Origin of the sequence: uncultured Algibacter sp., from assembly GCF_947495925.1 — a bacterium.
Lineage (GTDB): Bacteria > Bacteroidota > Bacteroidia > Flavobacteriales > Flavobacteriaceae > Algibacter_E.
The window spans coordinates 503,948-530,680 of the sequence record NZ_CANMAU010000002.1 but is presented as its reverse complement, the minus strand read 5'-3'; the positions used below and the strand labels follow the sequence as shown (position 1 = coordinate 530,680).

Below are 26,733 nucleotides of genomic sequence, written 5' to 3'. Positions count from 1 at the left end.
TTTACTCTTAACTAATTCCTTTTAATATGTCTTTTATGTGATTTGTATTTTGCATCTCAGTATTAATGGCATCAAAATCATCTGCCTTCATCAATTCTTTAAACTGAGTTAAATTATTTATATATTCTTCCAAGGTTTCAATAACATTCGTTTTATTTTGTTTAAAAATAGGCGTCCACATCTCAGGCGAACTTTTAGCTAAACGTACTGTTGAAGCAAATCCACTTCCGGCCATATCAAAAATATCACGTTCATTTTTTTCTTTTTCAATAACCGTTTTACCAAGCATAAACGAACTAATATGCGATAAATGAGATACATAAGCAATATGTTTGTCATGTGCTTCTGGATTCATATATCTAATTCGCATTCCAATGTCTGTGAACAACTTTAAAGCTTTTTCCTGTAATTTGAATGTGGTTTTTTCTACTTCACATACTATATTAGTTTTACCAACAAACAAACCTTCAATGGCTGCCGTTGGTCCAGAATGTTCAGTCCCAGCAATAGGATGCATAGCTAAAAAATTCCTTCGCTTAGGGTGATTTTCAACCACTTTGCAAATATCGACTTTTGTTGACCCCGCGTCAACAACCAACCCCGAATCTGAAATTTTATCTAAAATGGTAGGCAATAGTTTAACAGTAGCATCCACTGGAATAGAAACTATAACTAAATCGGCTTCTGAGATATCATCTAAAGTTGCTTTTTCATTAATTAATCCCAATTCCAAAGCCTTATCTAGCGTTGATTCTTTTCGACTGATCCCATGAATTACAACATCTGGATTGTTTTTCTTGATATCAATACAAAGACTTCCACCTATTAATCCAACTCCTATTGCATATATATTCTTCATATTACTTTACTCTTGCAATGGCTTCTTCAATACTCTCGGTTGATGCACATAATGAAAACCTAATATAACCTTCTCCTTTAGTCCCAAAAATAGTACCTGGTGTTATGAAAATATGATTCTCTTTTAGTACTAAATCTATAAACTCTTCAGACTTTAAATATGCTGGTAATTTAGCCCAAACAAACATTCCTGTGGCATTTCTGTCATAAGTACAGTTTAAAGCATCTGCTAACTTCCAAACCAAATCCCTACGTTCTTTATATACATTATTTAATGTAGCAAACCACATATTAGAACATTTCAAAGCTTCAATAGCACCTTTCTGAATACCATAAAACATACCAGAATCCATATTACTCTTCACCTTTAAAATATTATTAATATGAACACTATCACCTATAACCATTCCTACTCGCCATCCAGCCATATTAAAGGTTTTACTTAAAGAATTAAGTTCTAAACAAACATCTTTAGCCCCATGAACACTTAAAATACTTTTAGGTGAATCATTTAAAATAAAACTATAAGGGTTATCATTTACTATTAAAATATTATGTCGTTTACCAAAAGCGACCAAATCTTCAAACAAGGTTCTTGAAGGTTGCGCTCCTGTTGGCATATGAGGATAATTAACCCACATGATCTTAACTTTACTTAAATCTGTTTTTTCTAAAGCATCAAAATCTGGTTGCCAGTTATTAGAAGCATCCAATTCATAAAGAACGCCTTTTGCTCCCACCAATTTGGTAACGGACTGATATGTTGGGTATCCTGGATTAGGAATAAGCACCTCATCACCTTCATTTAAATAAGCCATTGAAATGTGCATAATACCTTCTTTACTCCCCATTAAAGGCAAAATCTCAGTAATTGGGCTTAAATTCACAGAAAAATGCTCCTTATAAAACCTTGAAATACCATCTCTTAGTTCAGGAAGTCCTTGATAACTTTGGTATTTGTGCGCATTCGCATCTTTAAAACTTGCAGAAATGGCATCTAGTACCTTTTTTGGTGGCTGCAAATCAGGGCTCCCAATACCTAAGCTAATAATAGGTTTGCCACTGGCTACTAGTAAACCAACTTCTCTTAGTTTTTTAGAAAAGTAGTATTCCTCAACGGTCTGTAATCGGTTAGCTACTTCAATCATAATTTAGCATTTTTATATTCTCCTAATACTTTAAAATCATCGCCCATAATATCAATAACAGACTTGGCTTTTTCAAAATCGGCATACGCATCAAAAGTGACATCCACAAAAAAGGCGTACTTCCAAGGTGTCTCTACAATTGGCAGGGATTGAATTTTTGTTAAGTTCAATTTACAATCACTCATTACATTTAAAATAGTAGCTAGACTACCCCGTTTATGGTTAGCTTCAAACTTGATTGAGGCTTTATTAATTTCGTTTTGGTTTACTTCAGAATTGTTACGTTTTACAATTACAAATCGCGTTTCATTGTGCTTTATAGTTTGAATACTATGCGATAAAATATTAAGTTCAAATATTTCAGCTGCAGTAACACTTGCAATAGCCGCTATACCCTTTATTTGGTTTTTATGAATACGTTCTGCCACTTCAGCAGTATCTTTATCCTCCACCAATTTAATATGCGGGTGTTTTTTAAAAAACTCTTTACACTGCAAAAGTGCCATGGGATGTGAATACACTTCCTTAATATCATCAATACTTTGATTTGGTAGTGCCATTAAGTTGTGTTGAATATCTAAATAATGCTCACCAACTATATGCAAACCATATTTATCAATAAGTGCGTAATTAGGAATTATTGATCCTGCTATAGAGTTTTCTAAAGCCATAATTGCCGCATCACACTCCTTTGTTATTAGAGAATCAACAACTCTATCAAAAGTTAAACAGTCAATACAATCAACAGTGTTTTCGAAAAATTGCTGTGACACAATATGATGAAAAGATCCTTTTACTCCCTGTATGGCTACTGTTTTTATCAAAATTTAATTCTTTAATACTTTAGCTTCAAATACAAGCTATTCTCATTAATGGTTAAACAAAAAAAAGTCTCGATTTTCATCGAGACTTATAATGTTAATTTATGTTTTAAATTACACACACAACGTCTCGTTTCTTTTGCTAAAAAAGAAATAGTTGTTAAAATATGTATAATATACTGTCATTATCTTAATTGAGTGGCTAAAGTAAATAATTATTTAAGAAAATAAAACCTCTAAAAATCTTTTTTACACATTTACTAAAAGTTTTAAAGATTTTACAGCAAAACTTCGATTACATTATATAATCAATTATTTTTGAATAAATAATTTTAATTATGTCCATTGAAGTAGAAGGGGTTACAAAAATTTATGGCAATCAAAAAGCTTTAAATAATATTTCATTTAAGGTTGCGAAGCCGGAAATAGTTGGTTTTTTAGGACCAAATGGAGCTGGCAAGTCAACTATGATGAAAATTCTAACAACGTACCTCAATGCTTCTGAGGGCAAAGCCCATGTAAATGGATTTGACGTTATTACAAATGCAAATGCCGTTCAAAAAAGTGTTGGCTATTTACCAGAGCACAACCCTCAATATCTTGAACTATATGTTAAAGAGTATTTAGCATTCAATGCCAACATTTATAAAATCAAAAAGCAACGTATTGAGGAGGTTATTGAACTCACTGGTTTAGGTCCAGAATCTCATAAAAAAATTGGTCAACTATCAAAAGGATATAGACAGCGCGTTGGATTAGCCAACGCCTTATTGCACGACCCTGATGTATTAATTTTAGATGAACCTACTACTGGCCTTGACCCAAATCAACTTATAGATATTAGAAACCTCGTTAAATCCATAGGAAAGACTAAAACGGTTTTTCTCTCAACTCACATTATGCAAGAGGTAGAAGCCATGTGCGATCGGGTTATTATTATTAATAAAGGAGAAATTGTTGCCGATAAAAAACTAAAAGATTTAAGAGACGAAAAGGAACAAATTGTTATTGTTGAGTTTGATTACCGAGTTGAGGATGCCTTTTTATTAAAACTTCCAAAAGTTGATAAGGTTGTAAATACTCATGATTTCGTTTATGAAATCTCATTTAAAACATCAGATGATATGCGATCTCATGTTTTTGATTTTGCGCATGACAATCAACTAAAAATTCTTCAACTTAATCAAAAAAACACAAGCTTAGAAAGTTTATTTCGAGATCTAACTTCTAATTAATCTAAAGCATGAATACCACATAATTACTATTAAATAGTAAGTATGACAAAAGTCATCTACACAAATGCCATAACAGGTTAATTTTGCATTGAATTATTTAAAAACGCACTAAGATAGAGTATTTGAAAAATGTCAAAATCCTATCTTTGCATTACTATAACAATAAAAGATGAGTAAAGGAATTTATGTTGCTACAATTGAACCTAACAGTGGAAAATCTGTTGTTGTTCTAGGTTTAATGCGCATGTTACTGGGAAAAACTGCCAATGTAGGCTATTTCAGACCTATTATTGAAGACACTCAAGTTGGAGAAATGGACAACCATATAAACACTATGGTTTCCTATTTTGAAATTGATATCAACTATAAAAAAACTTATGCTTTTACTAGAAGTGAGGTTTTAGACTTATATAATAAAGGGAAATCGGGAGATGTTATTGATGAAATAATAAAGAGATATAAATATCTCGAGGAGCGCTTTGATTTTATTTTGGTTGAAGGCACCGATTTTTCTCATGAAAACTCAAGCTTGGAGTTAGACATCAATCTATTAATATCTAAAAATCTAGGTTTACCTGCTATCATTGTATCTCAAGGTGACAAAAAATCTTTACCTGAAATTGTTGAAAGTGTCCAACTAGCGCATGACACTTTTAAAGAAGAGGTTGATGTATTGTCGATCATGACAAATAAGATTGACCCTGAAGAAGTATCAACATTAAAGTCTCTTTTAAAATCTAGAATTAATAGTGGCACAGATATTACGGTTATTCCTAAAATTAAAAGTTTAGCTAGCCCAACAATTAAAGAGATTGTAAAAAAACTTAAAGGTTCCGTTCTTTTTGGAGAAGACATGGTAAATAATCAATCTGAAAATTTCAGTGTTGGAGCCATGCAACTTCGCAATTACCTTAATCATATTAAAGAAAATGCTTTAGTCATTACTCCTGGTGACAGAGCCGATATTATTCTTGGAGCATTGCAGGCTCATGCCTCGAAAAACTATCCAAAAATATCCGGTATCATTTTAACCGGAGGTTTAATTCCTGAAGACTCCATATTAAAATTAATTGAAGGACTTTCAAGTGTTGTTCCTATTATTAGTGTAAAAAGCGGAACGTTTTCTGTTACTAATGAAATTGGAAAAATCAAATCAAGAATTTATGCAGAGAATATCGAAAAGATTGAAACCTCAATTGCAACTTTCGAAAAGCACGTTGATACAGATAAACTTTCAAATGATTTAATCACCTTCCAGTCTGGTATATTCACACCAAGAATGTTTCAGTATAACTTATTACAACGTGCCTTAAAAGACAAAAAACATATTGTATTACCTGAAGGGTATGACGAGCGTGTTTTAAGAGCTGCCGCTAGATTAATTGATGCTCATGTTGTTGAATTAACCTTAATAGGTGAAAAAGAAAAAATTCAAGATCGCATTACTAAACATGACATCCCGCTAAACTTAAATGAGGTTAATGTTGTCTGGCCGCAAAACTCTGAGCATTTTGAAGATTACGCGCAGACCTTTTATGAGCTCAGAAAACATAAAAATGTAAACCTACAAATGGCTAAAGATGCTATGAACGATGTGTCCTATTTTGCAACCATGATGATTCATAAAGGGCATGCTGATGGCATGGTTTCAGGAGCTGTACATACAACACAACACACATTGCGTCCGGCATTGCAGTTTATAAAAACAAAACCGGGTGTTAATATTGTGTCTTCTGTTTTCTTTATGTGTTTGGAAGACCGTGTTTCTATTTTTGGAGACTGCGCTATTAATCCAAATCCGAATGCCGAACAATTAGCAGAAATTGCAATTTCATCGGCTAACACGGCGCAAAATTTTGGCGTTGAACCTAAAGTAGCTATGCTTTCTTATTCTTCTGGTGCTTCAGGAAAAGGAGAAGAAGTTGATAAGGTAAGAACGGCTACCGAAATTGCAAAGAAGTCTGCACCAAATCTTAAAATTGAAGGACCTATACAATACGACGCTGCTGTTGATATGCGTATTGGTAAAAGTAAATTGCCAGACTCTGAAGTTGCAGGTCAAGCTAGCGTTCTTATATTTCCAGATTTAAATACTGGAAATAACACCTATAAGGCTGTTCAGCGTGAAACTGGAGCATTAGCCATAGGTCCCATGCTACAAGGTTTAAATAAACCGGTTAACGATTTAAGTAGAGGCTGTACCGCCGATGATATTTACAGTACCGTAATAATAACTGCTATTCAAGCACAAGAATTTTAAACATGCAAGTACTCGTTTTAAACTCAGGAAGTTCATCTTTGAAATTCCAACTTTTTTCCATGCCAGAAAAAACCATATTATGTTCTGGTTTAATTGAACGCATTGGACTTGAAGATGGCAAGTTTAAATTTAAAACTGATAAAGATACTATTGAATTAGTAACCTCAATTCCAAATCATAAAGTTGGATTAGAATTACTTGCTAAACAGCTTTTAAACTCTGAAACTGGAATAATAAAATCGGCAGATGATATTGATGTTGTGGGACACAGAGTTGTGCATGGCGGAAAATATTTTAGTGACACCACTGAAATTACAGATGAAGTTAAAGAAAAAATACAAGCATTATCGTCATTAGCGCCTTTGCATAACCCAGCAAATTTAGAAGGGATTGAAGTTGCAGAAGCCATTTTCAAAAACGCGAAACAAGTTGCTGTTTTTGATACCGCTTTTCATCAATCTATTCCGGAAAGAGCTTACCGATATGCCATCCCAAAGGAGTTTTCAGAAAAACACAGTATTAGGTTATATGGATTCCATGGTACAAGTCACAAGTATGTTTCCGAAAAAGCTATTGAATTCTTAGGAAAAGAACAATCAAAAATCATCACCATTCACTTAGGTAATGGTTGTAGTATGACTGCTATTAAAGATGGAAAGAGTATCGATCACTCCCTTGGATTTTCGCCCGTTAGTGGTTTAATCATGGGAACACGTTCTGGTGATATTGACCCAGCAATCATTTTCTATCTAGCTGATAAATTTGACTATAGCTTATCTGAAATTAATAATCTTTTGCAAAAAAAAAGTGGTATGCTAGGATTAACGGGGCATAGCGATTTAAGAGACATTCAAGCTGAAGCTGAAAAAGGCAATAAAGATTGCCAATTAGCCTTAGAAATGAACACCTACCGTATTAAAAAATACATAGGAAGCTATACGGCTATTTTAAACGGTTTAGACGCCATTGTTTTTACAGCTGGAATAGGAGAAAACTCTAGTTTAATGCGTAAAATGGTCTGTGATAACTTAGATTATATTGGCATTGATTTAGATCAAGAGGCCAACAAATTAAGGTCTGATGACATTAGAGCTATTAATACAGAAAATTCCAAAGTAAAAGTTCTAGTCATACCAACCAATGAAGAATTGGAAATCGCGAAACAGTCAGTAGACTTATTTAAAAATTAAGTGCCCTTTATATATAGCTTCAACCTCAACGGTTGCAGGTTTATTAAGTGCAATAACATCCCCTGTCCCTAAAATTTTTCCCGTGATTTTTAATTGCGGATTAACAATAATATCATTTGAACTTCTATGACTCAACGAAACATTCTGAGCAACTAAATCGCTTGTATCAACGCGTGAGGAGCCAGCAGCTAAAGTGATTCGTAAATCATTAGTCTCACCCGAAATAACGGCATTTGATAAATTATTAAATACTACTGAAAGACTATTATTATCAAGTTCTAGATAAAAATTCCCACTATTAACGGTTCCTGACTCAGAGAAATCTTCGGATAATAATGTTAAATTCGGATAAGTTAACACGCCATCAGACTTCACATCATATTGGGTCATGCTTCTTATTTCTGAAATGCTTGGAGCAGTTACATATGCTTTGGTAACACCATAGGCTCTTGACAAATTACAACCATTATTATCCATTAAAATCAATTGATTACCAACAACCTCAACATGCACATCATTCATCAAATTCTTTCCCGTTTCAACAACTACTTTCTGAACACTTCCTTCTTTAACAACGAGTTCTATATCCCTATGTACTACTATTTTGGTAAAGTCTGCTAAAACAAATTCCTGTTGAACTATAGTTCCCGTAGTTTGGAAACAATCTCCTGCACTTTCACTATCGCAAGCAAAGAGGATAAATAAACCAAGTATGTAAATTATTTTTTTCAAATTAAATCTTCTAAATACTATTCTTCTTGAACATTACCATCTTTATCCATAGGTAAAAAAGGATTGAATGCAATCTCCCATAAATTTTCATCTGGATCAGCAATATAACTGCTATAACCACCCCAAAAAACTTCCTCCGGTCTCTTAACTATCTTAACACCTTTAGCTTCTAACGTTGTAATCATCTCATCAACTTCCTCTTTTGATCGTGTATTAAAAGCTAACGAAAACCCTTTAAAACCATCTCCATCTGGACTAACTGTTGCATCTTCCGCCAATTTATCTTTAGGGTATAAAGACAGTAAAATACCATTCAATTGAAAAAATACGATACCCTCATTGCTTGATTTCATTTTCTGCCAACCAAACTTTTCTTCATAAAATGCCGAAGCAACTTTTAAATCACTTACGCCTAGTCCAACAATCGTTAATCTTTGTTCCATAATCACTTCGTATTATAATCTCATACCTATTCCAAACTCAACAGCCTCCGCCTTTGCTCCATGAGATTTCAAAGTAAGCGCACCAAAAACCTTTTTTCCAAAATAGCGTTTTAAACCAATTCTCATATATGTTCGCCCTTCGAAATCAAACGGATAATACACATAATACCCTAACTGGGTTACTAATGAAGTTCTACTAATAAATAACTCATGACCGACAAAAACACCTACTCTTTTATAATCTTCATCGCCAGAAACGTTTTCTTCTGGGAACGATACACTTTTATAATGTATAAGTTCTTCTAGAAATTTTGAGAAAAACATGTCTGCACCAAGTTGAATGGCACTTTTATGACTTAAGCGTTTATCTGCATAAGCAGAGAAAACATAAAACGGAAATTGACCACTACCTACAACATCACTTTCATTAATTCCTGTTCTAAAAGCCAAATTATACTTTACAGGTTCAGTGAATTTTACTTTGCCGCCGTCCTTAATATTAGTTTGATATTCTGGTTCAGATTCATCCAAACTATAAATGACTCCCAAATTAAAAGTAATCGAATTAGTACTACTATTGGGGGCTTTAACATTCGCATTTGAATAGTGGATTAAAGACAGGCCTGTTTGTAAACCAAACTTATCAAAAATACGTTCCCTCTTATAATTTAGCATTAAATAGGTACTACTCATTAGTGCTGTACCGTAGGCGTTATTCCTAAAATTATCGCGTTTATCATAAGGATTGGTCGTTATTGCAAGACCTTGCCCTATTCTAAACATTAAATTACGCTTGAAAAAATAAAAGTTACAATGCGCATAAAGTCCATAATTATCTCCTAAAACCTCATTTTTAGTATCCTGAAATAGAAACGAAACACCTAAATCGGGATAATTATACCGCTGCTCCCAATCTTCAAACCCGAAGGTTTTCGTATTCCATCCAACAATAACACCTTCTGGATGACCTTGAATTAAATGAAGAATATCATTATTATGATTAGCTATATTTCCTGTGAAATAGTTAAGATCAAAATAAGATGCATTTTTTTTCTCTTGCGAAAAACCAATAACGCAGCAGAAACAAAACAAGCAGGAGTAATAAAATTTCATCGATGGTTTTATCAAACTCAAATGTAAGATAATTATTAAAACAATGCCTTAGCTATGGCATGCACATTATCACTTTTTCCCATGGAATAGTAATGTAATACAGGAACGCCAGCTTCTCTTAATTCTTTTGATTGTTGAATAGCAAACTCGACTCCAATCTGTCTCACTGCCTTATTATCCTGACACCCTTCTACAGCATCAATTAAATCTTGTGGTAAGTCAATTTTAAACACCTGAGGTAATAATTGTAAATGACGTTTTACAGCGATAGGTTTAATTCCAGGAATAATAGGAACTGTAATTCCCATCTTCCTTGCTTTTTCAACAAACTCAAAATACTTATTATTATCAAAAAACATTTGTGTTACTACATAATCTGCACCGGCATCAACCTTTGCTTTTAAACGCCTTAAATCGGTGATTAAAGATGGAGACTCCATGTGTTTTTCCGGATAACCGGCAACGCCAATACAAAAATCTGAATTGTGTTCAGCATCCACATCATCATGCAAATATTGCCCACGATTTAAGTTTGCAATTTGTCCTACTAAATCACTGGCAAATGCATTGCCACCTTTAACAGGTTTAAAATATGCCTCATCCTTCATCGAGTCACCCCGCAATGCCATCACATTATCCAAACCCAAATAATGGCAATCTACCAATACGTATTCTGTCTCTTCTTTAGTAAAACCTCCACACAATAAATGCGGAATCGCATCTACTTGATATTTATGCATAATTGATGCACAAATCCCAACAGTACCCGGACGCATACGTGTAATACGCTTATCTAAAAGCCCGTTACCTTTATCAATATACACATACTCTTCACGAGACGTGGTTACATCAATAAACGGGGGATTAAACTCCATTAACGGATCAATATTATTATATAAATCCTGAATATTTTTACCTTTTTTTGGTGGTATTACCTCAAACGAAAACAATGTTTTTCCGTTAGCATTTTTAATATGGTCTGTTACCTTCATATCTGTTTTTTAATTTCCGCGAAAGCAAAAATCTCATCAATATTAATTTTGTTTTTTTGGATTTACCCGCGTGGGAGCCTGCTTTCCCAAACAAGTCCTAGCTCGTGCCTCACTTTGGACTTTCCTCCAAAATCTCTAACGCAAACATAATACACTTATCTTAATGAAACGGCAGAAGTTTCATATTTATTCATCATCTCTTTAACATCTTTAAGCAATTCAATGGACGCTTCAATTTCAGCCTTTCGTATTGAAACACTTTCAATATTAAAACCAATCGGAATATTTTTTCCTGCACAGTAATCCAATAATTCTTTAGCTATGGTTTTACAAACGTCAATAGACTTCGTTAAAATATCCTCAGAGTGTTTTAAATCGTTCTTTAACCACTGCGGAATATCAATTCCTAACCACTCCATAAACTCCATAGTTTTTATAGAACCACATGGTGTTAACGTAAATATTATTGGTAGTAATTCTCTATGATTATCTAATGAACTATAGTAATAGTCTGAAAGGAAATTTTTAGTGTTATTGATATTATAGACACATTGCGAAATAAAAAAATGACAGCCTTTATCGATCTTACTAAAAAGACGCTGATGCTCATCATTTTTTTTATAATGTCGCTCAGGAATAGTCACACCTCCCAAGGTTATCGATGCATCTGCAATACGGTTTACACTATAAGCATCATTCAATGACAAACTCGACTTTTGTTTATTCGAAGGGGTACCAACAAAAACAGAAAAATTTATATCCTTAGAGTTTTCCTGTATCCAATTACTTAATTCTTGTTTAGAATACTTCCCTACACTTTTATATATAATCTTAGGCAGGTTTAAATCTTTCAAATAGTTAGCACTATAAACATCTGGACTTAGGGTTTCCATGAATGGAAAGGGGCGTGGGGAATCATTTCTAGAAGACTCATCCTGAATATCATACAAAACCAAACCATCTAATTCTAACCCACTAATACGCTCTATCTGCTTATTAGCAATTGTTTGAATTTTATTGATGTCTGCCTGTAACTTAGGAGGTGTTAACCCATAAAGTAAAATTCCGGAGTTTCTATTTCTAATTTTATCTTCTAACATTACTCTGCCAAAATGCGCTCTAATTCTTTAAAAGACTCTTCATATTCCCAATAAATCCATCTCCCATCGACATAATCTGTAAGTATATATTTTTCACTAATAGATTTTATTCTTGAAATTGGAACCAGTTTTTTTGAAAACGATTCAGAGTGCACATGCTGTAAAACCTCTTTATTCTTGTTATCATATCCATGCGATATAATATAGCTACCCAAAGTTAATTCTATAAATTTCATTTCTTCTATTGATCTGCAATATTTGAATGCAGCCACTTTCTAGCTTTATCCTTATTAATCCCTTTTCGTGTAGCGTAATCAGAAACTTGATCATCAGTAATTTTACCTAATCCAAAATATTTAGATTCCGGATTGGCAAAATAATAACCTGATACTGCAGCTGCCGGCCACATTGCTAAACTCTCGGTTAACGTAACACCAATTAGTTTTTCAACTTCTAGCAAATCCCAAATCGTTTCTTTTTCCAAATGATCAGGACACGCAGGATATCCCGGTGCTGGACGAATACCCTTATAACTTTCTTTAATTAAATCGTCGTTAGTCAAATCTTCATTAGAAATATATCCCCAATGTTTTGTTCTTATCTGTTTATGCAAGTATTCAGCAAAAGCTTCAGCAAATCTATCAGCAATAGCTTGCGCCATAATCCCATTATAATCATCATCCTTTGCTCTATAACTATCTGCTAATTCTTGCGCTCCAAAAATACCCACGCAAAAAGCCCCCATATAATCAGTTTTACCAGAATCTTTTGGTGCTACAAAATCTGCTAGTGCATGATTAGGAATCCCATCACGCTTTTTTAATTGTTGACGCAAGGTTCTAAATACCGCAATTTCCTCTCCTTTTTTCTGAATAGAAATATCATCCTCATTAATACTATTCGCTTCAAATAATCCAAAAACAGCTTTAGGTTTTAATAATTGTTTTGCAATTATTTGCTGGATCATCTCCTGAGCATCTTCATACAATTGAGTTGCCTGCTCTCCAACCACATCATCTGTTAAAATATTTGGATATTTACCATGTAAATCCCAACTTCTAAAAAATGGACTCCAATCAATAAATGGTAATAATTCTTTTAAACTTAATTGCTTTAAAATTTGAACTCCCAGTTCTTTAGGTTTTACAATTTCTAATGTGTCCCAATCTATTTTAAATTTTCGTTTTCGCGCTTCTTCAATTGAAATATATGATTTCTCCTTACCTCGTTTTAAAAACTTAGTACGGAATTCATCATAATCTGCTTTCATTTTAGCAACATACTCATGTGATGTTTTCTTATTCAGTAAATCACCAACTACCGTTACCGCTCTAGAAGCATCATTAACATGTACTACAGCATTTGTGTATTGCGTATCGATCTTAACTGCAGTATGTGCTTTTGATGTCGTTGCACCACCAATCAATAATGGTAACTCAAAATTCTGGCGTTGCATTTCTTTAGCCAAATACACCATTTCATCTAAAGAAGGCGTAATTAAACCCGATAATCCAATGGCATCAACACGTTCTGAAATAGCAGTTTCAATAATTTTTTCAGGCGGCACCATTACTCCTAAATCTACGATTTCATAGTTATTACAAGCTAACACAACGCTCACAATATTTTTACCAATATCGTGCACATCGCCTTTTACGGTTGCCATTAATATTTTACCAACAGGCTCTGATTTATCTGATTTTTCAGCTTCAATAAACGGGTTCAAATAGCCTACTGCCTTTTTCATTACACGTGCTGATTTCACCACTTGAGGCAAAAACATTTTCCCAGCACCAAACAAATCACCCACTACATTCATACCTGTCATTAAATTACCTTCAATAACTTCAATTGGTTTATCGGCTGCCTGTCTTGCTTCTTCTATATCTTCAATAATAAAAGCATCAAGTCCCTTTACTAAAGCATGTGTAATTCTATCTTGTAAGGAGTTTTCTCGCCAAGATAAATCCACAGTTTTTTCAGCTTTGGTTCCCTTTACTGTTTCTGCAAAATCTAATAAACGTTCTGTCGCATCATCACGCCTATCAAGAATCACATCTTCAATATGTTCTAATAAATCTTTCGGAATATCATCATAAACCTCCAGCATCGCAGGATTTACAATTCCCATATTCATACCCGCTTGAATGGCATAATATAAAAATACCGAGTGCATCGCTTCGCGAACTGTATTATTTCCTCTAAAAGAAAAGGATACATTACTGACGCCTCCACTAACAGAAACGTTTTCTAAATTTTGACGTACCCAACGTGTTGCTTCTATAAAATCAATGGCATTTTTGCGATGCTCTTCCATTCCTGTTGCAACGGGAAATATATTTAAGTCGAAAATAATATCTTCAGAAGGAAAGCCCACTTTATTCACTAGAACATTATAAGAACGTTCAGCAATTTCTATACGTCTTTCATATGTATCGGCTTGCCCTACTTCATCAAAAGCCATAACAATTACTGCAGCACCGTAAAGCTTAATTTTTTTTGCCTCGTTAATAAATTTCTCTTCGCCTTCCTTAAGTGAAATAGAATTCACAACACATTTTCCTTGAACCACTTGAAGCCCTGCCTCTATGATATCCCATTTTGAAGAGTCAATCATCATAGGCACACGACAAATATCTGGCTCTGCTGCAATCAAATTCAAGAAACGGACCATGGCCTCTTTTCCATCAATCAAACCATCATCCATATTAATATCGACAATTTGAGCACCACCATCCACTTGATGACGCGCAATATCTAGAGCTTCATCAAATTTTTCTTCTTTAATTAATCGAAGAAATTTTCGCGAACCTGCAACATTTGTACGTTCTCCAATATTAATAAAATTGCTGTTTTCGTTTAAAACCAAAGGTTCCAAACCAGATAATTTCATATATCTACTCTGGTTAATAGTTACTCGTTTTTGGTTATTAGCCTTACTCATCTCTTAATTCGTTAATAGTTACTTGTTTTCTTCGTTTTTTCACCTTACTCATCTCTTAACTTCTTATAATTATTTATAAATCCGTTAAGCAACTTTTTACAAGCTTCTATTTGTGATAAAATTTTATTTAATTTTTTATCTGAAATAAATTTCAGGTCGTTCGAAAGATACAACTGAGTTTCTAATTCATAAAGAGAACCTCTAGAAATATATAAAAAACGAATAATATCTTTAGGTGTCTGTCTTCCACACCCTTCTGCTATATTAGACGGAATTGAAACCGAACATTTTCTAATTTGATTTGAAATTCCGTGTAATTCTTCTTTAGGAAAATCATTAGTAATAACATACACAAGACTTACTAGTTTTCTAGCTTCGATCCAAACATCAAGTTCTATATATGACTTCATTTACTTTTTATTTTACTTCTTACCCAATAACCAGTAACAAATAACTACTAACCATTAAACATAATGCTCTACTGTTGGAAACGGTTCGTAAAAATGATGTAATAGTGCTTTCCACTCTTGATATTTTTTGGATTGCCTAAAACCTATTTCATGATCTTCAATCGTTTCCCAGTTTACTAATAATATATATTTATCGTTTTCTTCGATACACTTTTTCAATTGATGCGAGATATAACCTTTCATTGAAGAAATGATTAATTCTGCTTTTTTGAACGTATTTTCGAATTCAGCAGAAAGTCCTTCTTTTATATTTAATGTGGCTACTTCTAGAATCATTTTATTTCAAAATTAAGCTGAAACAAGTTCAGATTGACGTGGTTTATACTTAGCAGATATATCAGCAATAACTCTGATATGCTCTGGTGATGTCCCACAACAGCCACCTATAATGTTGATTAAATTCTTTTTTAAATACTCTTCAATTTGCTCTCCCATTTCCTCTGGTGTTTCATCATACTCTCCAAAAGCATTTGGTAAACCTGCATTTGGATGTGCCGAAATAGCAAAATCTGTTTTATTTGCTATCGCCTCTAAATGCGGTTGCAATAAATTAGCACCCAAAGCACAATTGAACCCAACAGACAGCAGTGGAATATGTGATACCGAAATTAAAAATGCCTCCGCAGTTTGTCCAGATAATGTTCTACCCGACGCATCTGTAATGGTTCCACTTAACATAATGGGCATATCAATTCCTCGCTCCTCTTTTACCTGCTCAATAGCAAATAAAGCTGCTTTCGCATTCAAAGTATCAAATACAGTCTCGACTAATAATAAATCAACTCCGCCATCAACCAAAGCTTCTACCTGCTGTTTGTAAGCGATTCTTAATTCTTCAAAAGTCACAGCACGATATCCAGGATCATTAACATCTGGAGACATACTTGCTGTTCTATTCGTAGGCCCTATTGAACCCGCTACAAAACGTGGTTTATGAGGCTCTTTAGCCGTAAACTCATCTGCAACCTCCTTGGCTATTTTTGCCGATTCATAATTAAGTTCATACACCAAATCTTCCATTTGGTAATCTGCCATAGCTATTGTTGTTCCTGAAAACGTATTAGTTTCAACAATATCAGCTCCTACTTCAAAGTACTTACCATGAATAGTCTTAATAGCTTCTGGTTGCGTAATAGACAACAAATCATTATTACCCTGCAACGGTGTTGGGTAATCTTTAAAGCGTTCTCCTCTAAAATCTTCTTCAGTGAATTTATAAGCTTGCAGCATGGTACCCATAGCACCATCTAAAATCAAAATTCGCTCCTTTAAAGCTTCTTGTATGTTTAACATTTCTTAACTCTTTAATTACCCCTATCAGGTATTATTCAAATAAAGTTGAAGACAAATACCTATCTCCTCTATCGCAAATAATTGCTACAATTACACCTTTTTCTATTTGCTCTGCTATTGTTAAGGCACAAAACACAGAACCACCACTACTCATTCCAGCAAAAACACCTTCTTCTTTAGCCAATTTAATAGTCGTTTCCTTAGCATCTTCTTCAGAAACATCTACTACTATATCAACTCGTTTTGGATCAAAAAACTTTGGTACATACTCAGGCGACCATTTTCTAATACCTGGAATTCTAGCTCCATCAGCAGGCTGTGCCCCTACAATGGTTACGTTTTTATTCTGCTCCTTCAAATAGGTTGATGTTCCAGTTATGGTTCCTGTTGTTCCCATGGCGGACACAAAATGCGTTATTTTTCCATTGGTTGCCTTCCATATTTCAGGACCAGTAGTTTTATAATGCGCTTTCCAGTTGTCATGATTTTCAAACTGATTTAAAAGCGTATAACCTTTTTCATCTCTTAACTTAAACGCTAAATCACGAGATCCTTCAATACCGACATCAGAAGGGGTCAAAATAACTTCTGCTCCATAAGCGCGCATGGTTTTTACACGCTCTTCGGTTGAATTCTCCGGCATAATTAACACCATATTCAAGCCTAAAAGTTTTGCAATAAAAGCAAGTGCAATACCTGTATTTCCACTTGTAGCCTCCACTAAAGTCCCTCCTTTTTTAATATCTCCGCGCTTTAATGCTTCATTAATCATATTGAACGCTGGTCGGTCTTTTACACTACCTCCGGGGTTATTCCCTTCTAATTTCAAAAACAGACGCACTCCTTTTTTGGAAATCAAATGTGTGACTTCAACCAAAGGAGTGTTTCCTATTTGACCAATAATACTATTCTCGAATTCCATTCTTTTTTGGTCTTATTTTAATTTCTGTTTGATAGGTTACTAATGAATTCTCTGGAACAGATTCCGTAATCCAAACATTAGCTCCAATAATACTATTTGCTCCTATAGATATATCGCCTCCTAAAATTGTGGCATTCGCATAAATGCAAACATTATCTTCAATGGTAGGGTGCCGTTTTGTAGATGCCAAATTCTTAGCCACAGATATACCTCCTAGAGTTACACCCTGATATATTTTAACATTTTTACCAATAATAGACGTTTCACCAATTACGATTCCTGTTCCATGGTCAATGTAAAACGACTCATCAATAGTCGCCCCAGGGTGAATATCAACACCTGTTATTCCATGAATATACTCACTCATCATCCTTGGTAAAATATAAACACCAAGTTCATGTAAAGCATTACTCAATCTATAAATTGATATGGCGTAAAAACCAGGATAAGCCATATAAATCTCAGCTAAAGAATGTGAAGCAGGGTCGTTTTTTTCAAATGCAATAGCATCTAAATCTAGCTTTCTTCTAATTTCAGGTAACTGTGCTTTGAAAGTATCCCAGAGCTCTTCTCCATTCTCTATTTCTAACTTTGACAATATCTTAAGAAAGGTCTTACCCAAATACTCACCATGAACTTCTTCTTGCTCGCAATCGAACAAGGAATAAAACAAACGCTTCGTGAATGTTTTAGCAGTATCTTTTAGGCAAACATTATAACTTTTCATTAGTTATCTTTTTTGTTTTTGAATTGATAAAAATAAAACTAATACCTGAATAATCTTATTTTACTAAATAATAAATCCCGCGGGTTTCAAAAGAAACTCGCGGGATAGTTTTATAATAAAAGCTATAATTTAATTTATAGCTTGAACAACCGCTTTTGGCGCTTCTTTACGTGTACCATCAAAACCATTTACACCAGAAACTGTCGTATACTTTAATACAAATTTCTTCCCTGGGTTTATGATTTTATAAGCTTCTTGACACATTATTGTAGCTTCGTGAAAACCACAAAGTATCAATTTTAGTTTACCAGGATAATAATTACCATCACCGATAGCGAAAATGCCAGGAATATTAGTTTGATAATCTAATGCGTTATTAACTTTTATAGCGTTTTTTTCAATTTCTAAGCCCCAATTTGCTATAGGTCCTAATTTAGGTGACAATCCAAATAAAGGAATAAAGTGATCTGTTTTTAAGGTAATAGGCTCTTCCCCTTTTTTTGTAACTTCTATAGCTTCAACCTTACCATCTCCAATAATATTAGTTACTTCTGCAGGTGTAATTAAATTAATTTTCCCAGCATCTTTTAGTTCTTGTACCTTTTCCACAGAGTCTAAATGTCCTCTAAACTCGTTACGTCTGTGAATAAGAGTAACACTTTTTGCTACATCTGCCAAAAAGATACTCCAGTCTAAAGCAGAATCTCCACCACCAGCAATAATCACATCTTTATCACGATATACTTCAGGTTCTTTAATGATGTATTCAACACCTTTATCTTCGTAATCTAACAGATTTTCAATTTGCGGTTTTCTAGGTTCAAAACTTCCCAAACCACTTGCTATTGCTACAACAGGCGCTTGATGCTTTGTACCTTTGTTTGTGGTAACTATAAAGGTTCCATCCTCTTGCTTTTCAACGGTATCAGCGCGTTCCCCTAGAGTAAATCCTGGTTCAAACTGCTTTCCTTGTTCTAACAAGTTTCTCGTTAAATCTCCTGCTAGGATTTCAGGAAAACCAGGAATATCATAAATAGGTTTTTTTGGATATAACTCTGAACATTGGCCACCTGGTTGTGGTAATGCGTCAATTAAATGACATTTTAGTTTTAATAAACCTGCTTCAAAAACGGTAAATAACCCTGTTGGTCCAGCTCCTATGATAAGTATATCAGTCTTAATCATTTTATGATTCTTTTTTTTCAATTAATCCTTTTGTGAATTCGTTTAGTGTTTCCACTTTTTCTTCGAAATCACCTTTTATTGTTTTTCTATATTCGTTTAAATTCTTAACTAAATCGTCTACGTTTTCAGGAATAACATCCTCAAAAAACTGACGTAAACGTTTAGCTGTTGTTGGCGATTTTCCATTAGTACTAATAGCCACTTTCACATTTCCTTTGGTTACAATACCTCCCATATAAAAATCACAATACGGTGGGTTATCTGCAACATTAACCAAAATGCTTCTTTTTCTACAATGTTTATGTACCTTCACATTAACTTTAGGTATATCGGTCGTAGCAACCACTATATGCTTTCCTTTTAAATATTTTTTCTTATAAGTATCTTCGACTAACGTTACATCTCCTTTTTTTGCCAAAGATACCGTACCATCGCGAAACATAGGCGACACCATTGTTACACAAGCATCTGGACTAGACTTTAATAAAAAAGTAAGTTTTTCTTCAGCTACGAAACCACCACCTATAATCAATACATTTAGGTTTTGAGTTTTTAAAAAAATAGGATACAGATTATTTCTTTCCATCATTTAATCCTGAGCTACTTCTTGATATATTGAGTCTAGCATTGCTCTTTGTTTCACAACATCCCCAATAACAATGATTGCTGGAGCTGCCAATTGTTTTTCGTTAACAATCTGTTGAATATCTCTAATATATCCAATCCCTACATTTTCATTATCTCGCGTACCATTTTGAATGATTGCCACAGGTGTATTTCTTTTGTTCTCTGCATAAAACACCTTAACGATTTCATGCAACTTATGCATACCCATCAGAATTACAACAGTAGCAGTAGATTTAGCTGCTAATGCCACATCATTGGAAAGTGCATGGTCTTTTGTAGTAGCCGTAATCACCCAAAAACTTTCTGAGGCTCCTCGTTTTGTTAGAGGAATGCCTTGGTAAGCAGGCACTGCCAGTGCAGACGAAATCCCTGGTACCACATAGGTTTGAATACCAAATTGCCTAACATAATCAATCTCTTCTGCCCCTCTTCCAAAAATAAATGGATCTCCACCTTTTAATCGCACAACATGCCCTTTCTCTTTGGCTTTAGTTACAATAAGCTCATTAATCTGCTCTTGTTGAAAAGCATAACATCCTTTACGTTTCCCCACAAAAATGAGCTCCACATTTTCAGAAGCATATTTTAGTAATGTTTCGTTTATAAGTGCATCATACAATATCACGTCTGCAGATTCAATAGCCTTAATTGCCTTAAGGGTAATTAAATCTTCATCACCTGGACCTGCTCCTACAACCGTTAATATTGGACTTTTCAAACTCATTCTTTTTTTAAGCTTATGCCAATTTACCTTGTTCTACTTCTCTAAATTCTCTAACTGCTGCTAAAAATGTTTCAGCGCTTGAAATATAGTTTAAAGCAAATTCTTTAGTTGGTGCATTTTTATTGATTTGATAAATCAATTCTGAAAACGAGGTTCCTAAACTAATTTTTCCACCTTCAACAAATAACTCATCAAACTGTTTAATAATCCCTGCATGCGTATTTGTCTTTTTGTTTTCAGCTAACAATAATGCTTTGGCCGAATTTACTAAAGACTGATATGCTAAATAAATAGCTCCTGAATACACTTCATCTTCAAAAGATTCCTTTGCATTTTCAATTTTCTCCTCACTTTCAAAAAATAACGTCGCAATTAAATCGATAACCACACCGGCACACTCCCCAATTCCTATCTCTTTTACGTATTTTTCTTCTTCTCCCCAATCGATAAAATCTTCTTGAGTTAAATTAGTAGCATCTTGTAAATCGTTTAAGAAATCGTAGAAATACTTCTCGCCTTTTTCCTGGTAATATGCCACAAACTCTTTCCCATTAGCATTTGTTTCAAAATCATTTAAGATTCTTCGTAATGCTTCAGGACCTCTTCTACTTGGTACTTTTACTACTTTATCTGCAAAAGTTGCATTTCCATCACCTTGATTTCCTCCACCTAATAATACTTGTAATGCCGGGGCTACTAATTTTTCTGGTGTACGAACAGTCATTCCTTGGAAACCAATATTTGCCATATTGTGTTGCCCACATGCATTCATACAACCACTAATTTTTATAACAAGATCTTCGTTTTTTAAATACTGTGGATATTCCGCTTTTATTACACGTTCTAACTCCTCTGCAATTCCTGTACTACTCGCTATACCTAAGTTACATGTATCTGTACCAGGGCATGCTGTAATATCGACAGCTTTATTATAACCTGCTTCTACAAATCCTAATTTTTCTAATTCCGTATAGAAAAATGGCACCAATTCTCTTTTTACAAAAGGAATCACAATATTTTGACGCAATGTTAAACGTACCTCACCTGCTCCATATTTATCAACTAAATCAGCTAATAAACGTGCTTTATCTGTGTAAAAATCACCTAATAACACTTTAATTCCTATAGCCACAAAACCATCTTGTTTTTGAGGAATTAAATTCGTTGATTTCCAAGTTTCAAATGCTTGTTGATTTTTAATTTCAACTGTTGGAATATCTTTAATCTCAACTGGCACTGAAGGCTCGTAACTATCAGCATCAATAGCAACGCTTTTAAATTCAATCGCTTTTTGTTCTTCTGCAATTAATTCTTTAAAAGCATCTAAACCGATGTCTTTTAATAAGAATTTCATTCTCGCCTTAGCGCGACTTTTACGCTCTCCATAACGGTCAAAAACTCTTAAAACACCTTCCATAATTGGAATGATTTTATCAGTTTCAACAAAATCAAACAATACATCTGCATGACGTGGTTGAGAACCTAATCCACCAGCGACCATTACTTTAAACCCACGAACACCATCTTTCACTTTAGCAATGTATCCTATATCATGTAAGTATGATAATCCTGTATCTTCATCCGTAGAAGAAAAAGATACTTTAAATTTACGTCCCATTTCTTGACAAATTGGGTTACGTAAAAAGAATTTATATAATGCATCTGCATATGGAGACACATCAAATGGTTCATCTACATCAATACCAGCTGTTTCAGAAGCAGTTACATTTCTTACCACATTACCACAAGCTTCGCGCACTGTAACATCGTCTTTCTCTAATTCTGCCCAAAGCTCAGGAGTCCTGTTTAAATCCACATAGTGAATTTGAATATCTTGACGTGTAGTAATATGCAAACGCCCTCGAGAATACTCATCTGACACTGCAGAAATTCGACGTAATTGATTACTTTTTAGTTTACCATAAGGTATTTTAATACGAATCATTTGAACGCCTTCTTGACGCTGACCGTAAACACCACGCGCTAAACGAAGGCTTCTAAATTTTTCTTCATCAATTTTACCATTATTAAATAGCTCAATCTTATTAGCTAATTCGATGATATCCTTTTCTACAATTGGATTTTCTATTTCTGTTCTAAAACTTTGCATTCCTCTGCTAACCTCCCAAAGGGAAGGAATTTTTTAGTTTAAATATGATTTATTATTAACAACCAAACCTTTTCAGTCTTTTACTGAATAAATCCAGCGCCTACCGTATTATTATTTTGAGCATCTATTAAAATAAATGACCCATTTGTTCTGTGGTTTTTAAACTGATCGTAAAAGATTGGTTTATTTAATTTAAAAGTAACTGATGCAATATCATTTACACCTAAACCTGTAACGTCTTTTTCTATACCAGAATAATCAGGATTTATTTTATGATTAATTCTATCCACCTTAGCCAATACTTTATTCACACCATGTTGAACTACATATTTAGTCCCTGGTGTAAGTTGATTAGCATCCATCCAACAAATGTTTGCAGTAAATTGCTTATCGATAGTAGGTAAATCGTTTTCTTTAACGATCATATCCCCACGACTTACATTAATATCATTTTCTAATGTGATGGTTACTGAAGAACGTCTTGATGCCGTTTCATACTTTTCGTCATAGAAATAAATATCTTTAATTTTAGACCTTGTTTTTGATGGCAATACGATAATATCGTCACCAACACTTAAATTACCTCCATATACTTTACCAGCATATCCTCTAAAATCATGAAAATCTTCTGTTTTAGGTCGTACAACATATTGTACTGGAAAACGTGGTGTACCTACATTAAAAATATCAGACTTGTCTAAATCTTCTAAATGTGGCAGTAAAGCTTCTCCTTTATACCAAGGCATCGCATCAGATTTATTTACAACATTATCTCCCTTTAATGCACTCACAGGAATGAATGTTATTTTTTGGTCTTGATAATCTCTTTTGCTCATCAATTCTTCAAAATCAGCCTTAATCTTATTATAAACCTCTTCTGAATAATCAACTAAATCCATTTTATTAATCGCTACAACGACATCCTTAATTCTAAGCAAATTATTGATAAAGAAATGACGATTAGTTTGCTCAATCACACCTTTTCTAGCATCAATTAAGATGATAGAAGCCTGCGATGTAGAAGCTCCTGTTACCATGTTACGTGTATATTCAACGTGACCTGGAGTATCTGCGATAATGTAGCTTTTCTTCTTTGTTGAAAAATAGATATGCGCCACATCAATAGTAATTCCCTGTTCTCTTTCTGCAACTAATCCATCTGTAGCTAAAGAAAAATCTAAGTAATCGTATCCACGTTGCTTACTTGTTTTCTCTATGGCTTCTAACTTATCGGTAGTTAAGGATTTTGTATCGTAAAGAATACGCCCTATTAACGTACTCTTTCCGTCATCTACACTTCCTGCTGTTGCTATTTTTAATACTTCCATTTTTTATTGGCTGTTGGCTTTTAGCTATTTGCTATTTGCCTATTAAATATTCATTTTTGTTTTTTGCTATTGGCTAATCACCAAAAGCTAAGAGCAAAATTTGCTTTCACAAATTTCTAAAAATACCCTTGCTGCTTACGTTTCTCCATGGCAGCCTCAGAACGTTTGTCGTCTATACGAGCACCACGTTCTGAAATAGTAGAATCTCTAATTTCTTCTACCACTTTAGAAATAGACACTGCGTCTGATAATACTGCTGCAGTACAACTCATATCTCCAACAGTTCTAAAACGAACCATTTTCTCTAACACTTCCTCATCTTCATCTCTATAAACAACCTCATCTTCAGCAGACCAAATCATACCATCTCTTAAAAAGACTTTACGCTTGTGTGCGAAATAAATCGAAGGAATTTCAATATCTTCTTTTTCTATGTAAGACCAAACATCTAATTCTGTCCAGTTTGAAATTGGGAATACACGAACATTTTGTCCTAATTCAATTTCGCCATTCAACATATCAAACAACTCCGGACGTTGGTTTTTCTCATCCCATTGCCCAAAATCATCACGTACTGAAAAAATACGCTCTTTAGCTCTTGCTTTTTCCTCATCACGACGTGCACCACCAATACAAGCATCAAATTTAAACTCTTCGATAGCATCTAAAAGTGTCGTTGTTTGCAATTGATTTCTACTTGCGTAACGTCCAGACTCTTCTTTTACCTTTCCTTGATCAATAGAATCTTGAACATTTCTAACGATTAACTCAAGTCCTAATTCTTTAACCAAACGATCTCTAAACTCAATAGTTTCAGGAAAGTTATGACCTGTATCAATATGCATTAACGGAAACGGAATTTTTGCTGGATAAAATGCTTTAACAGCCAATCTAACTAGCGTAATTGAATCTTTTCCTCCTGAAAATAACAACACTGGTTTTTCAAACTGCGCTGCTACTTCTCTCATGATATAAATCGCTTCGTTTTCAAGCGAGTTTATGTGTGATGTATCTTTGTTCATAATTTTATTTTTAAGCGTGTAATCCACACTCTCTATTTTCTAATGCTTTTGTTGGATCGAAATATTTGAATTCGTTTGGTAAGTTGTTTTCTTCTAAATACGTATCTAATTTTTCATCAGACCAAAAATAGAATGGACTCACTTTTAAAACGCCATCTTTACTTAAACTAAAAATACCAATGCTATTTCTGAATGCTGTTTGCCCTTGGCGCAAGTTTGTAAACCATACGTTTGGTTTATGCTCGTCCATAGCTCTTTTAAATGGCTCTAATTTCACCTGCTCTGTAAATAGAGCATGCTCTGGCGCATCAATACTTGGAATTCCCATAACCACATCCCTATGTGATGATGTTTGTTTTGGCACATATAGAGAAACATTCAAGTTTAAATCTTTAATAACTTGTTCTGCGTGTTTATATGTTTGTGGTGTATTATAGCCTGTATCGCACCAAACCACAGGAATGGTTGCTTCTACTTTGCTAACGGCATGCAAAATTGCTGCTTCATACGGTCTGAAGTTAGTGGTAACCACTGCCTCTCTATTAAGTTCGAAAGCCTTCTGTATAATTTCAGAAGGTAAAGCATCTTTATATGCTTCGTTTAATTCTTTTATTTGATCTTCTGTAAACATTGTTATATCGTTTATTTTCCCCATTTAATAACGTTCCACGCACGTTCATGAAAAAAGTATAAAATTAATTTAGTTACGAAATCCACTGAAGCTATAGAAGCTGCAAGAGATATCTCTCCAGTCAACACATAAGAAACTAATAGCGTATCCAAAGTCCCTACTATTCTCCAGCTTAATGCTTTAGCAACACTTCTAATTGGTTTTTCTCCAGCTGCATCCTCTTTATATGTTGACTTCTCTTTGCTTTTTAATAACATTTGCGCAATCATTTGTCGTTGTATTATATTAATCCTATCAATTTAATAGGGATTACAAAAGTAATACAATTTATTACATAAAAAAGGGATTTAACAACTTTTTAGAATAATGGAATATTTTTAGGAAATAAGAATGATAATCTTTCAAAAAACAGAAATATATTAAGGAATCTTAATTTAATTAGTGTCCGATAGATCAGCTAAAGTTGTATTTCTAAACACTTTAAGTGTATTATCGCGTACTTGAATCATAAGTTTATTAACACTACATTTATCTTCATCAGGGCAATCATCACACTTCTCATAAAAGTTTAGACTTACACAGGGCACCATCGCAATTGGGCCTTCAAGAACACGCATCACATCAGTCATTTTAATTTCTGAAGGTTCGTTTCTTAAATAATACCCTCCATGCTTTCCTTTTTTTGAACCTAAAATTCCAGATTTCCTTAATGTAAGAAGTATTCCTTCTAAAAATTTCTGAGGAATTTGTTCACTTTTTGCAATTTCGCCAACCTGAACAGGTGAATCCCCTTCACTTCTGGCAATATAAGTAAGGGCTTTTAACCCATATTTGGTTTTTTTGGAAAGCATGGAGCTA

General features: G+C 34.0%; 27 protein-coding genes. 3 read left to right on the top strand and 24 right to left on the bottom strand.

Annotated features, from left to right (window positions below; genetic code table 11):
- Positions 1–7: 7 nt before the first annotated feature.
- From Q0857_RS05590 to Q0857_RS05580, 3 genes are read right to left on the bottom strand one after another with little or no spacing between them, the layout of a single operon-like run.
- Positions 8–859 carry a prephenate dehydrogenase gene (locus Q0857_RS05590; protein ID WP_298532943.1) on the bottom strand — a complete coding sequence of 284 codons (852 nt, stop codon included), beginning with the start codon at positions 857–859 and terminating at the stop codon, positions 8–10.
- A gap of 1 nt (position 860) precedes the next feature.
- Positions 861–2,006, bottom strand: coding sequence for an aminotransferase class I/II-fold pyridoxal phosphate-dependent enzyme (locus tag Q0857_RS05585; RefSeq protein ID WP_298532942.1), 1,146 nt, complete (start codon positions 2,004–2,006; stop codon positions 861–863).
- The gene (locus tag Q0857_RS05580) at positions 2,003–2,830 is read right to left on the bottom strand and encodes a prephenate dehydratase (protein WP_298532940.1); all 828 of its coding nucleotides are present in this window, start codon (positions 2,828–2,830) and stop codon (positions 2,003–2,005) included. The genes Q0857_RS05585 and Q0857_RS05580 overlap by 4 nt, the downstream gene beginning before the upstream one ends.
- Before the next feature lie 335 nt (positions 2,831–3,165).
- On the opposite strand from Q0857_RS05580, the gene gldA reads away from it, so the two are divergent.
- From gldA to Q0857_RS05565, 3 genes are all read left to right on the top strand, one after another.
- Positions 3,166–4,062: a gliding motility-associated ABC transporter ATP-binding subunit GldA gene (gene gldA, locus Q0857_RS05575; RefSeq protein ID WP_298532938.1), complete on the top strand. Its 897-nt coding sequence runs from the start codon at positions 3,166–3,168 to the stop codon at positions 4,060–4,062.
- 169 nt (positions 4,063–4,231) lie between these two features.
- Positions 4,232–6,322, top strand: a complete 2,091-nt coding sequence (gene pta, locus Q0857_RS05570) for a phosphate acetyltransferase (RefSeq protein WP_298532936.1) — start codon at positions 4,232–4,234, stop codon at positions 6,320–6,322.
- A gap of 2 nt (positions 6,323–6,324) precedes the next feature.
- A complete protein-coding gene (locus Q0857_RS05565; protein WP_298532935.1) occupies positions 6,325–7,512 on the top strand; it encodes an acetate/propionate family kinase in 1,188 nt (395 codons plus the stop codon).
- Here the strand turns inward: Q0857_RS05565 and Q0857_RS05560 are convergent.
- The 21 genes from Q0857_RS05560 to Q0857_RS05460 all read right to left on the bottom strand — a co-directional run bounded on the left by Q0857_RS05560 (position 7,498) and on the right by Q0857_RS05460 (position 26,726).
- The gene (locus Q0857_RS05560) at positions 7,498–8,244 is read right to left on the bottom strand and encodes a head GIN domain-containing protein (RefSeq protein ID WP_298532933.1); all 747 of its coding nucleotides are present in this window, start codon (positions 8,242–8,244) and stop codon (positions 7,498–7,500) included. The genes Q0857_RS05565 and Q0857_RS05560 overlap by 15 nt on opposite strands.
- A 17-nt stretch (positions 8,245–8,261) precedes the next feature.
- Positions 8,262–8,687: a VOC family protein gene (locus tag Q0857_RS05555; protein WP_298532932.1), complete on the bottom strand. Its 426-nt coding sequence runs from the start codon at positions 8,685–8,687 to the stop codon at positions 8,262–8,264.
- 12 nt (positions 8,688–8,699) lie between these two features.
- Positions 8,700–9,800 carry an acyloxyacyl hydrolase gene (locus Q0857_RS05550; protein ID WP_298532931.1) on the bottom strand — a complete coding sequence of 367 codons (1,101 nt, stop codon included), beginning with the start codon at positions 9,798–9,800 and terminating at the stop codon, positions 8,700–8,702.
- Positions 9,801–9,835: 35 nt separating this feature from the next.
- Positions 9,836–10,792: a methylenetetrahydrofolate reductase [NAD(P)H] gene (gene metF, locus Q0857_RS05545; protein WP_298532929.1), complete on the bottom strand. Its 957-nt coding sequence runs from the start codon at positions 10,790–10,792 to the stop codon at positions 9,836–9,838.
- Between the two features lie 155 nt (positions 10,793–10,947).
- A complete protein-coding gene (locus Q0857_RS05540; protein ID WP_298532928.1) occupies positions 10,948–11,892 on the bottom strand; it encodes a methylenetetrahydrofolate reductase in 945 nt (314 codons plus the stop codon).
- A complete protein-coding gene (locus tag Q0857_RS05535; RefSeq protein WP_298532926.1) occupies positions 11,892–12,128 on the bottom strand; it encodes a hypothetical protein in 237 nt (78 codons plus the stop codon). The genes Q0857_RS05540 and Q0857_RS05535 overlap by 1 nt, the downstream gene beginning before the upstream one ends.
- A gap of 5 nt (positions 12,129–12,133) precedes the next feature.
- The gene (gene metH / locus Q0857_RS05530) at positions 12,134–14,836 is read right to left on the bottom strand and encodes a methionine synthase (RefSeq protein WP_298532925.1); all 2,703 of its coding nucleotides are present in this window, start codon (positions 14,834–14,836) and stop codon (positions 12,134–12,136) included.
- 44 nt (positions 14,837–14,880) lie between these two features.
- Positions 14,881–15,246 (bottom strand): four helix bundle protein, encoded by a 366-nt coding sequence (locus Q0857_RS05525; protein ID WP_298532924.1) that lies wholly within the window; start codon positions 15,244–15,246, stop codon positions 14,881–14,883.
- 54 nt (positions 15,247–15,300) lie between these two features.
- A complete protein-coding gene (locus Q0857_RS05520; RefSeq protein WP_298532923.1) occupies positions 15,301–15,582 on the bottom strand; it encodes an antibiotic biosynthesis monooxygenase in 282 nt (93 codons plus the stop codon).
- A 12-nt stretch (positions 15,583–15,594) separates the two neighbouring features.
- A complete protein-coding gene (locus Q0857_RS05515) occupies positions 15,595–16,599 on the bottom strand; it encodes a homocysteine S-methyltransferase family protein (RefSeq protein ID WP_298532922.1) in 1,005 nt (334 codons plus the stop codon).
- A 31-nt stretch (positions 16,600–16,630) separates the two neighbouring features.
- Positions 16,631–17,521, bottom strand: a complete 891-nt coding sequence (cysM, locus tag Q0857_RS05510) for a cysteine synthase CysM (RefSeq protein ID WP_298532921.1) — start codon at positions 17,519–17,521, stop codon at positions 16,631–16,633.
- Positions 17,505–18,248, bottom strand: a complete 744-nt coding sequence (epsC, locus tag Q0857_RS05505; RefSeq protein ID WP_298532920.1) for a serine O-acetyltransferase EpsC — start codon at positions 18,246–18,248, stop codon at positions 17,505–17,507. The genes cysM and epsC overlap by 17 nt, the downstream gene beginning before the upstream one ends.
- 129 nt (positions 18,249–18,377) lie before the next feature.
- Positions 18,378–19,433, bottom strand: a complete 1,056-nt coding sequence (locus Q0857_RS05500) for an NAD(P)/FAD-dependent oxidoreductase (RefSeq protein ID WP_298532919.1) — start codon at positions 19,431–19,433, stop codon at positions 18,378–18,380.
- Between the two features lies 1 nt (position 19,434).
- The gene (locus tag Q0857_RS05495) at positions 19,435–20,019 is read right to left on the bottom strand and encodes a bifunctional precorrin-2 dehydrogenase/sirohydrochlorin ferrochelatase (RefSeq protein WP_298533121.1); all 585 of its coding nucleotides are present in this window, start codon (positions 20,017–20,019) and stop codon (positions 19,435–19,437) included.
- A 3-nt stretch (positions 20,020–20,022) separates the two neighbouring features.
- Positions 20,023–20,784 (bottom strand): uroporphyrinogen-III C-methyltransferase, encoded by a 762-nt coding sequence (gene cobA / locus Q0857_RS05490; protein WP_298532917.1) that lies wholly within the window; start codon positions 20,782–20,784, stop codon positions 20,023–20,025.
- Between the two features lie 13 nt (positions 20,785–20,797).
- On the bottom strand, positions 20,798–22,894 hold the full coding sequence (locus tag Q0857_RS05485; protein WP_298532915.1) for a HEPN domain-containing protein: 2,097 nt from the start codon (positions 22,892–22,894) through the stop codon (positions 20,798–20,800).
- An 80-nt stretch (positions 22,895–22,974) separates the two neighbouring features.
- Entirely contained in the window at positions 22,975–24,222 is a 1,248-nt protein-coding gene (locus Q0857_RS05480) for a GTP-binding protein (RefSeq protein WP_298532914.1), read from the bottom strand.
- Between the two features lie 116 nt (positions 24,223–24,338).
- Positions 24,339–25,244: a sulfate adenylyltransferase subunit CysD gene (gene cysD / locus Q0857_RS05475; RefSeq protein WP_298532913.1), complete on the bottom strand. Its 906-nt coding sequence runs from the start codon at positions 25,242–25,244 to the stop codon at positions 24,339–24,341.
- 10 nt (positions 25,245–25,254) lie between these two features.
- Positions 25,255–25,875 (bottom strand): phosphoadenosine phosphosulfate reductase family protein, encoded by a 621-nt coding sequence (locus Q0857_RS05470; protein WP_298532912.1) that lies wholly within the window; start codon positions 25,873–25,875, stop codon positions 25,255–25,257.
- A gap of 11 nt (positions 25,876–25,886) precedes the next feature.
- Positions 25,887–26,144, bottom strand: a complete 258-nt coding sequence (locus Q0857_RS05465; RefSeq protein ID WP_298532910.1) for a DUF2061 domain-containing protein — start codon at positions 26,142–26,144, stop codon at positions 25,887–25,889.
- A gap of 165 nt (positions 26,145–26,309) precedes the next feature.
- Entirely contained in the window at positions 26,310–26,726 is a 417-nt protein-coding gene (locus tag Q0857_RS05460) for an Rrf2 family transcriptional regulator (RefSeq protein ID WP_298532909.1), read from the bottom strand.
- Between the last annotated feature and the right edge of the window lie 7 nt (positions 26,727–26,733).